The sequence below is a fragment of the uncultured Duncaniella sp. genome, assembly GCF_910577345.1.
In the GTDB taxonomy this organism is placed as follows: Bacteria; Bacteroidota; Bacteroidia; order Bacteroidales; family Muribaculaceae; genus Duncaniella.
Genome location: NZ_CAJTMT010000047.1, coordinates 1 through 11484, shown reverse-complemented (window position 1 = coordinate 11484; position 11484 = coordinate 1). Strand labels below are relative to the sequence as shown.

11 protein-coding genes are annotated in these 11484 nt (G+C 53.2%); 7 read left to right on the top strand and 4 right to left on the bottom strand.

Going from position 1 to position 11484, the window contains the following annotated elements:
• Positions 1 to 712: 712 nt before the first annotated feature.
• The 6 genes from QZ310_RS13120 (at position 713) to QZ310_RS13095 (ending at position 6714) form a co-directional block, all read left to right on the top strand.
• Positions 713 to 2122, top strand: coding sequence for a hypothetical protein (locus QZ310_RS13120; RefSeq protein ID WP_297073605.1), 1410 nt, complete (start codon positions 713 to 715; stop codon positions 2120 to 2122).
• Entirely contained in the window at positions 2119 to 2781 is a 663-nt protein-coding gene (locus QZ310_RS13115) for an ATP-binding cassette domain-containing protein (RefSeq protein WP_366141989.1), read from the top strand. The genes QZ310_RS13120 and QZ310_RS13115 overlap by 4 nt, the downstream gene beginning before the upstream one ends.
• A gap of 97 nt (positions 2782 to 2878) precedes the next feature.
• The gene (locus QZ310_RS13110; protein WP_297073603.1) at positions 2879 to 4087 is read left to right on the top strand and encodes an FtsX-like permease family protein; all 1209 of its coding nucleotides are present in this window, start codon (positions 2879 to 2881) and stop codon (positions 4085 to 4087) included.
• 736 nt (positions 4088 to 4823) lie between these two features.
• On the top strand, positions 4824 to 5504 hold the full coding sequence (locus tag QZ310_RS13105) for a phosphatidylserine decarboxylase family protein (RefSeq protein WP_297073601.1): 681 nt from the start codon (positions 4824 to 4826) through the stop codon (positions 5502 to 5504).
• Positions 5505 to 5561: 57 nt separating this feature from the next.
• Positions 5562 to 6269, top strand: coding sequence for a CDP-diacylglycerol--serine O-phosphatidyltransferase (gene pssA / locus QZ310_RS13100; RefSeq protein ID WP_297073599.1), 708 nt, complete (start codon positions 5562 to 5564; stop codon positions 6267 to 6269).
• A gap of 64 nt (positions 6270 to 6333) precedes the next feature.
• A complete protein-coding gene (locus QZ310_RS13095) occupies positions 6334 to 6714 on the top strand; it encodes a DUF4834 family protein (protein ID WP_297073597.1) in 381 nt (126 codons plus the stop codon).
• On the opposite strand, the gene QZ310_RS13090 is transcribed toward QZ310_RS13095, so the two are convergent.
• From QZ310_RS13090 to bioB, 4 genes are all read right to left on the bottom strand, one after another.
• Positions 6678 to 7853: a DegT/DnrJ/EryC1/StrS family aminotransferase gene (locus QZ310_RS13090; protein ID WP_297073607.1), complete on the bottom strand. Its 1176-nt coding sequence runs from the start codon at positions 7851 to 7853 to the stop codon at positions 6678 to 6680. The two genes, QZ310_RS13095 and QZ310_RS13090, sit on opposite strands and share 37 nt — an antisense overlap.
• A gap of 4 nt (positions 7854 to 7857) precedes the next feature.
• A complete protein-coding gene (locus tag QZ310_RS13085; protein WP_297073595.1) occupies positions 7858 to 8976 on the bottom strand; it encodes a hypothetical protein in 1119 nt (372 codons plus the stop codon).
• Between the two features lie 142 nt (positions 8977 to 9118).
• Positions 9119 to 9883, bottom strand: coding sequence for a HesA/MoeB/ThiF family protein (locus tag QZ310_RS13080; RefSeq protein WP_297073592.1), 765 nt, complete (start codon positions 9881 to 9883; stop codon positions 9119 to 9121).
• Positions 9880 to 10863, bottom strand: a complete 984-nt coding sequence (gene bioB / locus QZ310_RS13075; RefSeq protein ID WP_297073590.1) for a biotin synthase BioB — start codon at positions 10861 to 10863, stop codon at positions 9880 to 9882. The genes QZ310_RS13080 and bioB overlap by 4 nt, the downstream gene beginning before the upstream one ends.
• Positions 10864 to 11107: 244 nt before the next feature.
• Between bioB and QZ310_RS13070 the strand changes: the two genes are divergently transcribed.
• On the top strand, positions 11108 to 11484 hold a 377-nt coding region (locus tag QZ310_RS13070), incomplete at its 3' end, for a hypothetical protein (protein ID WP_297073588.1).

The window sequence follows — 11484 nt, the reverse complement described above, 5'->3', positions numbered from 1 at the left end:
TCTTTTATATAAATTTCGGAGGCAAATGTTTGCTCAGGTCAGAGTAAACGCGAAAATACAATTTCGCCCTGCGGGCTTCATTGCATTTTCGCTCGATGAGGGGCTACCACCGCATCGCTGCTCCGCAGCTTATAAGTTGCCATCCGGCAAGGTGTTAGCTGCGATATAACTACCCATCACTTTTGTTGTTTTTATTTAAGCTGGTGATGGAATCTCCATTTGGTCTTCGCAGCCTTCCAACCGCCATCCGGCAAGCCCAAATCAAACCGCGATGGGCTACCATCCGGCCCGGAGTGTCCGCAGGACACTGATTTACTCGTAACCCCGTACATCGGAGCGTAGCGTAGATGTGCGGGGGCAGCAACAGTAACCAGAAAAAGATGTCCGACAGGACATCGATTTACAACTCCGGACGGGATAACACAAATCACCCCTCACTCCGTAAATCCGTGTCCTACCGGACACGACATTATAATCACTCCTGCACCCCCGCACATCTATGCTGCGCTCCGATGTACGGGGTTACGCAGAAATCGGTGTCCTGCGGACACCTGTCGTATAAATTCAGATTCATATATTTTAGACGAAATAAATTTTGATGGAAACTTGGCGGAGTGGGTGTTTGTTTGTAAGTTTGCAAATCAAGAGGATAAGATATGATCAAGGTGATATTTGATCTGTATTGTATGTGAAATCAAAAAAATTACAGGATATGAAATCAAAGATTTTTTCGCTGCCGATGCTGGCGGTGGTTATTTTAGGAGTGCTTATGGCCTCGTGTGGGAAGGAGCATAAATTGCTTGATGCTATTCCCTCGACTGTTGAACAGGCGGGTACCGTCAAGCTGAAATCGGCTCTCGAACAAGCCGGATGCAAGTTTGAGAACGGTGTCGGGACAACACCGGAGGGTATGCAGGCACCGGACAGACTGACGAATATTGTTGAGCTTGTCGGCAAACTCGATGCTTCCGGGACGTGTGATGTGAATGATGTAGCCTGGGCTGTCGATGCAAAGGGCAATTTCTTCATGACTATGCTTGTGAATGACCGCGCGAAGTTCAAGGAGGCCTCCTCTGGTCAAATCGAATGGGCTGATGAGACGGGTGATTTCACTTGCGGAAAGGCCGGGGCCATGGCAGTCCTGCTTGATGATGAACGCGTATGGTGTACGGATGCGGCTGCTTCGGATGCTGTCGGTAAGGTTGAGGCGCTTGTCAAGGAGGCCAAGGAATCATCGCTGTCAGCCATGACCGGTCTTGAGCAGCTTCTCGGAAGTAACAATCTTCTCAATGTCGTGGCCCGTCAGGGTAACGCCAAGGATAAGAAAGGCAAAAAAGGAGCTAAGGGTGAGAATCCGGAGCTCGAAGCTGTCTGGGCGACAGTCAGTTGTGATGTAAAGGACAATAAGCTTGTGGCCAACAGTTCGCTCATGCAGGCCGACGGCACTCAGGTTGCGTTCAAAGGTCTTACCAAAGTCAATCCCGCAGTGCTTGCCTATGTTCCTGAGAATTTCAACGTCGCTTTCGGCTTAGGTGTCACTCCGGAGTTTGACTGGAGCATACTGACCCAATTTGTCGGTGCTGTCGGCGGCTTTCAGTCGCAGGCCATGCTTTCGGCTGTCACACCCTATCTCCAGTCTATCGACGGCACGATTTTCCTTGCCGCCGGTCCGGCAAATTCAGAGGCTTACACAGACCTTGAACCCGGCAACTGGCAGTTTGTCATGATGGTACGTCTGCCACAGCAGAAAATCAACGACATCATGGGCATGGTGCGCAGTTCACTCTTCATGGCAGGTATCAGCCCCCGTCAGGAGAAGGATGGTATCATGATTGTCCCGCAGTATGGCATGAATCTTTACATGGGCAACGTCGACGGTTACTTTGCTGTCAGCAACCTTCCCTTCGAGCCGACACGTCAGAACTCCCTCGCTCCTGTTTTCAACGGCAAGGAGGGGGCACTTTCAATTGATCTTCCGACTCTCCGCGAATTCGGTCCCCGTATGCCTGAGTTCGGCATCAAACTTCAGGTGCAGCTCAATTCCGACAACACTACGGCTGAACTCAGTCTCAACGGCAGCGAGACACCCATACTTCAGGCAATTCTCAAGGCTCTGGTATGATAGAGGAAATCACGATGCAGCATGTGCTCCCGAGGGTCTTTCTCGGGAGCGAACATGAGTCGCCTGTCAAGGACTCGGAACTGTGGCTGAAGCCGGAGGTGGTTTTCAGCCGCGGGCGCTACTATCTGATAGAGGCTGAGAGCGGAACGGGAAAATCGTCGCTATGCTCCTATATCTACGGATTGCGCCGTGATTACGACGGTTACATCCTTATCGACGGTAAGGATGTGAAATATTTCAGCATCGACCGTTGGTGTGAGTTGCGCCGGAGAGGAATAGCCTATCTCCCGCAGGAGATGCGTCTGTTTCCGGAACTTACCGTGATGGAGAATATCGGGATAAAGAACCGTCTGACCTCCTACAAAAGCGAAAAAGAAATCATAGAATTTCTCGAACGGCTTGAAATCGCCCACAAGGCTGATGTGCCTGCCGGGAGACTGTCGGTCGGTCAGCAGCAGAGGGTGGCAATAATCCGAGCTTTGTGTCAGCCATTCGATTTTCTTCTGATTGACGAGCCTGTCAGCCATCTCGATAGCCGCAACAATCAGACTGTGGCCTCGCTCATTGATGAGGAGGCCAAGAAAACGGGTGCAGGAATCATCGCTACCTCAGTCGGCAATAAGATTCAATTGCCGGAGTATAAGCTGATGAGGCTTTGAGGATTAAGGCTAATAGGGCTAATAGGCCTAATAAGCCAAATAGAGCTAATAGGGCTGATAATAGGTCCGGTAGGCAATTTGTTATTTTTTCAATTGAATGTCGAAGAAAAGTAATATCGTCTGGCGTCTTTTGAGGCGCAATATAAGTGTCGGTCAGATTGCGGGCTATGCGCTTGCCAATCTTGTCGGTCTCGCAATTGTCTTGACCGCCATACAGTTTTACAGAGATGTGACCTCGGTGTGGGACGATGAGGATTCGTTCATTTCTGAGGACTATATCATCATATCCAAAAAAGTCAGCGGTGTCGGTTCTCTGATGGGCGGAGGCGGAAATGCCACGCGCTTCAGCGAGGAGGAACTGGTCGACATAGCCTCGCGTCCGTGGGCACGGAAAGTGGGACGTTTCAACTCCGCAGCCTTCAACGTGTATGCCAAGGTGAGTTTCGGGGGCAGTTCGATGGGTTCCGACCTCTTTTTAGAGTCAATACCCGATGATTTCTTTGACGTGTCGCCGAAGGGATGGGACTATGAGCCCGGGAAGTCGGAATTTGTGCCGGTGATAATATCGAAGGATTATCTGTCGCTCTACAATTTCGGATTCGCAACCTCACGCGGAATGCCGCAGGTGTCGGAGGAAGTGATAGGTATGGTTCCGCTGCAATTCTCGCTGAGCGGAAATGGCCGTCAGGAGTGGGTCAACGCCCGTATTGTTGGCTTCTCGTCGCGCCTCAACACCATCGCAGTCCCTGAAGAGTTCATGGACTGGGCCAACAAGGAATTCTCGTCTGCTGCCCCGGAACTGCCGTCGCGCCTGATTGTGATGTTCGACAAGCCGGGTGATCCGGAGGTGGAGAGCTATCTCGAAGAGCATGACTACGAGACAGCGGGCGACCGTGCGGCCAACGGCAAGGCTGCCTATTTTCTATCGCTCGTCACATCGGTGGTGATTGCGGTGGGACTGGTCATCAGTCTGCTTGCCTTCTTCATACTCCTGCTCAGCATCTATCTGCTTCTGCAGAAGAACAGCGAGAAAATCAATCAGCTCATGCAGCTCGGCTATTCACCCCGTCAGGTGGCACGATATTATCACATAATAATTATATGTGTCAACTTCGCGGTGCTTCTCGTCGCTCTTGCCGCCATGCTCACGGCCTCGCACTATTGGCGCGAACCGCTCTCGACTCTCGGAGTCGACCCGACAGCGCCCTGGCTCACGATAGGCATAGGAGCAGGAATCGTGCTGCTCATCACCGCAGGAAATCTGACAGCGGTGAGCCGTGCAGTCAGAAAGAGATTCTATGTCTGATACCTGCTCCTCAGGGTGAACTTCGGATAAATAAAAAAACAGGACCGCTCCAACGCTAAGCGGTCCTGATTCTTTTTGTGACATTCCTCAGACGGGAACGTCAGTTGACGCCGGTGTCTTGATTCATAGTATTAATAGAAAGTAGCGATATGTGTGACCGGTGGCCGCGCAGGCTTGTTTCGCAGGTATGTGAAACAAGCCATCCGCAGTCACGGATGGAAATTCTGTGGAATAGTCGGGATGTTGGGTTGATGGGTGAGTTTGCGGACGGCCATATTGCATAGAACTTTTCCCACTCTGACCGACGCTGTGTGCTTACAGCCACCGGGAGCGGGGATTTACAAAGTTCTGCAAGACGGGACGCAGATATGACAGTGATTTCCAATATCTGGAAGGGAGAAGAGCCGTCCCATCACTTTCAAGACTCCGGGAGAGGAGAATCGAATTGCCGAGGTGATGTAATCTCCCGTCGGATTCACGCCGCCGATGTGATTCATGGAGGGTGTGACCGAATTGCAACAGCAAAATTAAGCAAAAAGATGAAATAAAGCACAGTGCATGGGTTAAAATGTGTTAACCGATAGATATGGCCAAAAAACGGCCTCCGCTTTTTTAACACTATCCTTTGTCAAGTTGAAAACTTTGAGTAATTTTGCAAATTAAGTTAAGAACCGAAGTTTAAACAATGGGAGCCACAGCGGAAGCCTCACACCTCCGCTGATGTAAAGATAGTCTAATGAAAGTCAAGATTCACCGCGAAGGTACCAACATACTTATAGTGGTCATGCTGATAATGATTGTAATCAATCTGTCGGCATGGATGTTCATTCGTCCCGCAGTCATTCCGATTGTCTTTTCCTCCATTTCGGCCGTCCTCTATCTCCTTATCGTGAATTTCTTCCGCTCCCCCCGCCGCACCTTCAAGGGTGACCGCGACAATGTGGTCGTCAGCTCGGTCGACGGAACGGTGGTTGCGCTTGAGGAGGTCTTCGAGCCGGAAGTGTTGCGCCGCAGGGTCAGGATGCTCTCGGTTTTCATGACAGTGTTCAACGTCCACGCCAACTGGTTTCCGGTTGACGGTGAAGTGCTGATGGTCCGTCACCACCGTGGCCGTTTCCTCAGTGCATATCTTCCCAAGGCAAGTATAGAGAACGAACGTTCGACTATACTCATCCGCGCTACCAACGGACAGGAAATCGTGGTGCGCCAGATTGCAGGAGCTGTTGCCCGCCGAATCGTAACATACGCCGAACCTGGCGATACCGCAAATATCGAGGACCATCTCGGTTTCATCAAATTCGGTTCGCGAGTGGACATCTATCTGCCCCTCGATGCTGAAATCTATGTCAAAATCGGCGACAAGACAACCGGCGGCGTGACTGAAATCGCACGTCTGCGCGAAAATCCGGACGATTGACAGAAACATAACACACATATATCCTCTCCCCCAAGAAATTTAAAGAAAGATCATCAATTGAAATCTCTTAAGACATATATCCCGAACACAATCACCTGCCTCAATCTCATCTCGGGATGCACGGCGGTGTTTTTCGCTTTTAACCTCGGCCTCGACACCGGCGCTCTCTCCGCCATGGAGTGGGCCTTTATCTTTATCGGTGCGGCGGCTGTGTTTGATTTCTGCGACGGCCTTTCCGCCCGTCTTCTCCATGCATATTCACCGATGGGCAAAGAGCTGGATTCGCTCAGCGACCTTGTCAGTTTCGGACTGGCTCCGGCCTTCCTCGTCATGAATGCCATGCGCATCTACGGCGCTCCGATGTGGGTTGCGGCCTTCGCGATATTCATAGCCGTCATGGGTGCGCTCCGACTCGCGAAATTCAATGTCGATACCCGTCAGACCACATCGTTCATAGGTCTGCCCATCCCTGCTAACGCTATTTTCTGGATAGGCACACTTGCGTGGATACAGTCACACGCCTATCCCGGCAACGCCATGATGATTGTGCTCATCCTCGCGATTTCATTGCTGATGGTGAGCGAACTGAAGATGTTCTCGCTGAAATTCGCCAATCTGTCGTTCCGCGACAACGTCAGGCGCTACGTCGTTCTCGCCGCAGCCGTATTGTTTGTGATTACCGAAGGGGTTTCGGGATTCGCATGGACCATCATCCTCTACATCCTCATCTCACTTTTAGGCAAAAAGACCGCAGTCGAGAGTTAAGGTCCTTACGCACAAAGCCTTCGTTACAAGAGAACTCTCCAATTATTTCAATTGTTAAGAAGACATGTTGACATTTCTCGCTACAATATTTATTATATACCTTCTTTGGATTCTCATCAAGCCATTGCTGATGAGCTACGCGCGCCGTAAGTATGCGGAGAAGGTGAACGATATGTTCAATCAAGCCTTCGGGGGCGGACAGCCTTTCGGAGCCGGTCAGGCATACGCAGGCCGCAACGCCTCGCAGGATCCCCGCAGAGCGCGTCGGGAGACTCCCCGCTACCCCGGTAGGAAGAAAAAAATATTCTCCCGTGAAGAGGGAGAATATATAGAATTCGAGGAAATTGAAGTCAGGACTGAATACCGTTCGACTTCCGCCAAGGATTCGTCCTACACGCCGCGTGAGCCTCAGGTCAGCGATGCTGACTGGGAGGAAATCAGGTAAGTAATTTCATCCACAATCATTTTTACATCTTCGGGCGTTACCCACGGTCCCGAGGGGAGGCAGAGTCCGCGGCCGAAGAGGTGTTCGCTGACTCCGTTGACGTATGCGGGTGCGTCGGCATATACGGGTTGCAGGTGCATCGGTTTCCAGAGCGGACGGGTCTCCACATTGAGATTCGCGAGGTGCTGACGCACCATTTCGGGAGTGCAACCGGTGATTTCCGGGTCAATCTCGATTGTCGAAAGCCAATAGTTGCTGTCGGACTCCGGCGAAGGGTTGGCATGGTATGTGATGCCGTCAACATTTGCGAAAAGCTCCTGATAGAGGGCTGCGAGGCGGCGGTGATGGTCGATGTGCTCGTCGAGCACCGTCATCTGGCCGCGACCGATTCCGGCACTGATGTTGCTCAGACGGTAGTTGAAACCGATATGCTCGTGCTGATAGTAGGGGAAGGGTTCACGCGCCTGTGTGGCGAAGAACACCGCACGCTTCTTGCTTTCCATGTCCGGACAGATGAGGGCACCGCCTCCGGAAGTAGTAATCATCTTGTTGCCGTTGAAGCTGAGGATGCCGAAGTGGCCGTAGGTTCCGCATTTGCGTCCGCGGTAGCTTGAACCGAGCGCTTCGGCTGCGTCCTCGACAACGGGGATGCCCCATTTCTCGCCTACGGCACAGATTTCATCAATCCTCGCGGGCATACCGTAGAGATGCACGGCGATGATGGCTTTCGGCTTACGGCCGGTTTTCTCGACGCGGTCGGCGATGGCACTGTCGAGCAGTTCGGGGTCCATGTTCCAACTCCCCGGCTCACTGTCGACAAAGACAGGACGAGCGCCTTGATAGACCACAGGGTTGGCCGATGCAGCGAAAGTGAAGCTCTGACACATCACCTCGTCGTCCTTTCCGACTCCGAGGAGCACGAGGGCAAGATGGATGGCCGCAGTGCCTGCAGAGAGGGCTGCCACCTCCTTTCCCTCGCTTGCCGGATCGCCGGCAGTCAGATACTTTTTAAGATCTTCCTCGAAGCCGTCGACATTCGGGCCGAGGGGGACAACCCACTCCTCGGCAAAGGCTTCGTCGATGAACTTCTGCTCCGCACCGCTCATGCGGCACATGCACAAATGTATTCGTTTCATGATTTCATTATGCCTCTTCGGCGTATTTTTCGGCGGCCTGACGGAGCAGGGCGATTTTTGTCCACTGGGTCTCGTAGTTGAGTCCCTGGCGTTCGCGGTCGCTGACCTTGAAGCCGCAGGTCGGGCTTATTGAGATGAGGCTGACGGGAACATAGCGGGCAGCCACGCGGATGGCACGGACGATGTCGTCGACGCTCTCAAGATTCGGGAGCGAACCGTCGACAATGCCGATGATGGCGCGCTTGCCTTCCGGCAACCAGCGGAGAGCGGTAATGTCCTCGGGCGATGAGATGGCGAAGGGGAGGAGGAAGGCGTCGGCATTGACCTCTTCAAGCATCAGGCGCAGATGGGTCAGCTCCTTCTCGTCAAACCAGCGGGGGATGCGGGTCTCGTCGGCTGCGATGCTGAGAGTGATTTCAAGGTCATCGGGACGGTCTGCGATACTGCCGTTGATGAGGTGGAGGAGGGTTTCGGTGACCTTGTCGGCATCCACGCCTCCGAGGAGGAGCAGACGGTCGAAGTCAGGATCGCTCAGACGGCCCCACACGCCTGTGTCGAGCTGGATGTGGCGGCAACCGAGGCGATAGAATTCGGCGATGGTCTCGCGGTAGGCGGCGATTATGTCGTCGAGGAGTGTTTCGGGTGTATCGTAAAGTTTTGAAATGTCGCCATTCGAGCTGAGGAGGATGCGGACATAGAGCTCGCCGGGTGAGGGGATTGTCTGGCGCACTTCAGCGCGTCCGGCAGTCAGCTCCTGCATGTGGCTGTATTTCTCGAAGAAGGGATGGGCGGGGTTGAACTCGATTTTTCCGTTGAAGCGGAGAAGGTCATGGCGGACAACTTCGTCCTGATACACGCGGCCGGTGTCGATGCGTTCGCGGCTCATGCCGTTGAATCCTTCCCAGAAGTCGCGGGCCCAGCTTTTGCGGCGCATCTCGCCGTCGGTCACGATTTGCAATCCTGCTTCGATTTCACGATCGATGAGGCGGTCGATGACCTTATCCTCCATTTCGTGGTAGGCTTCTTCGCTGATGTTGCCGCGTATCTTGTCGTTGAGCGCGTTTTCGAGTTCTTCGGGAGGGAGGAAACTGCCCACAATCTCAACGCGGGGCATATTTGCAGACATAGTGTTCATAAGTAAGATTAATCAGACTGAGAAAGTGCTTGATTTTGCCGTCAAACACCTTCAAATGTTAGACATCAGTAGAAATTGTCTGCAAAAGTAGACATAAAACCTTTAAAAACGTTAATACTGTCGTTAAAAATGCTTAACCATGCTGACAGTAGCAGTCTTCTATAGGGTTGATTTCAAACGTGTTGAACGCCATTGTCAGAGCATCGAAGGCAAGCATCCGGTTGATGAGTGGATCGCCCGTCCCTACAATAAGCTTGATGGCTTCGGTGGCCTGTATCGTGCCGGTGATTCCGACCACAGTGTTGAGGATTCCGTTGATGGAGCAGGGGAGTTCTGCCTCGCTGGAGACGGCCGAGGGGTCGAAAATGCAGCGGTAGCAGGCGCTCCCGGGAACATGGCTGAACACTTGGCCCGAGAAGCGCGACACAGCTCCGAATACGAATTTCTTGCCGAGCATGATGCAAGTGTCGTTGATTAGCAGACGTGTGGGCAGGTTGTCGGTGCAGTCAATGATGAGGTCGTATCCACTGATGATTTCTTCCGCATTCCTTTCGGTAAACAGTTCGGGTATGGTGACGATGTTGACCTCCGGGTTAATCAGACGCAGTTTTTCCGAGGCCGAATCGACTTTGAGATGGCCGATGTCGGGGGTGGAGTGGAGGACCTGACGCTGCAGATTGCTGAGGCTCACGATGTCGGCGTCGAGCAGACCTATGGTCCCGATACCGGCGGCAGTGAGATAGAGGGCCACGGGGCTACCCAGACCGCCGGTCCCGACGATGAGCACACGGGCTTCGGTGAGGCGCTGCTGCCCGGCATAGTCTATCTCGCAGAGCGACAGGTGTCCTCTGTAGCGCGTTTCCAGTTCTTTGCTGATTGAAGTCGGATTGCTGTTCATTGTTCGCTACGCTTGAAGTTATAGCCACATCCGGTGACCATTTCTATGTCTTCGTCAATCTGTGCGCCTATGGTGGTGAGAAGGTCGCCCATGATGCCGCCGTTGATACCGATTTTCAGAGCCATGCGCTGGGTGTCGCGGCTGATGAGAGCACGTCCGCCGGCAAAGCGGAGCACGGCTTTCGGATGAAGCATCCTGAATATGGCGATGGTCTGGAGAATGTCGCGTTCGGTGAGCGGAGCGGAGTTTTCGAGCGGTGTTCCGGGGATGGGGCAGAGGATGTTGATAGGTATTGAGACGGGACGCACACGCTTGAGTGTCAAGGCGAACTCAATGCGCTGGCTCATGGTCTCCCCCATGCCAATGATGCCGCCGCTGCAGACCTCCATGCCAACCTCGTGGGCAGCCTCGATGGTCTTTATCTTGTCTTCGATGCTGTGGGTCGAGCAGAGTGTCGGGAAGTAGGAGGGTGCGCTCTCCAGATTGCAGTGGTAGCGCTCGACTCCGGCCTCGCGGAGCTTCCGCAGTTCGTCAGCATCGAGAAGACCCATCGACGCGCAGAGTCCCATGCCTTCACGGGTGGACAGTTCGCGGTAGTAGTCACAGATGGTATCGAGGGCTTTTCCGGTGACCTTCCTGCCGCTTGTGACGAGCGAGAAGCGTCCGATTCCGCGCTTGTGGTTGTAGTCGGCGAGTGCCATGCAGGTCTCGCGGTCGACGAGCGGATAGGTTTCGACATTCGTCTTGTGGTGAGCGGATTGCGCACACCATTTGCAGTCTTCCGGACAGCGCCCCGAGCGGGCATTGATGATTGAACATGAGTCGAAATCACGGCTGCCGAAACGTGAGGTGATTTCAGTGGCGGCTTCGAGAAGCTGCTTGTAGGCTTCGTCGGAAAGCTCGGCAAGCCCCATTGCCTCGGCCTCGGTCAGCTCTCCGCCGTCAAGTACTTTATTTTTTAATAATGTGATAGAGTCCATTGGAATATGATAAGTAGGAAATATGCACCCTTGGGGTGATACTTTTTGCAAAAGTAGTAAAAAAAGACATCCCCCGTTTGCATTATCGCACCAAAACCGCCTCCCATCCATATTAACTTTGCCATTACCAATCCCAACCCCCACTTTTTCCTCCCCATTTCGCCCCGCTCCCTTATCCTCTTATCATCTCTGAAAATTTCCGCTCCCACATTCCATTCATCCTTTTTTAATCCCTTCTCCCCACATGAAACTACGCCTCTCTCCATCCCAAATGCTCGATCTCTGGCGGCTCCACGCTGCCTACATGCCCTCGCTCAACGATGCCGTGTTCATACGCAACGACGGCATAGACAGCGCTGCCATCCACCGTGCGGAAATGAACCGTTGGTACCGTCGGCTGCTCCTTGAGGCTCCGGCAGAATTCCTTGTGCCCGACGAACTGTCGGATGCAGTCTCCCTTGGCACCGGGCCGGACGGCTGCACGCTCATTTCGCTTCCGGAAAGCGTTGTGAGAGTGCTAAGGGTGCGCCTCGCCTCATGGAAAGCCAATGCCCGCATCGTCACCTCCCCGACCCATATTCTTGCCGTCCGTCAGCGCCACCCCTTCACCCGTGCCACTCC

Bases quoted from the DNA above. Each gene is read 5' to 3' on its own strand.
- QZ310_RS13120 (WP_297073605.1), top strand. From the start codon at position 713: ATGAAATCAAAGATTTTTTCGCTGCCGATGCTGGCGGTGGTTATTTTA.
- QZ310_RS13115 (WP_366141989.1), top strand. From the start codon at position 2,119: ATGATAGAGGAAATCACGATGCAGCATGTGCTCCCGAGGGTCTTTCTC.
- QZ310_RS13110 (WP_297073603.1), top strand. From the start codon at position 2,879: ATGTCGAAGAAAAGTAATATCGTCTGGCGTCTTTTGAGGCGCAATATA.
- QZ310_RS13105 (WP_297073601.1), top strand. From the start codon at position 4,824: ATGAAAGTCAAGATTCACCGCGAAGGTACCAACATACTTATAGTGGTC.
- QZ310_RS13095 (WP_297073597.1), top strand. From the start codon at position 6,334: ATGTTGACATTTCTCGCTACAATATTTATTATATACCTTCTTTGGATT.
- QZ310_RS13085 (WP_297073595.1), bottom strand. From the start codon at position 8,976: ATGTCTGCAAATATGCCCCGCGTTGAGATTGTGGGCAGTTTCCTCCCT.
- QZ310_RS13080 (WP_297073592.1), bottom strand. From the start codon at position 9,883: ATGAACAGCAATCCGACTTCAATCAGCAAAGAACTGGAAACGCGCTAC.
- bioB (WP_297073590.1), bottom strand. From the start codon at position 10,863: ATGGACTCTATCACATTATTAAAAAATAAAGTACTTGACGGCGGAGAG.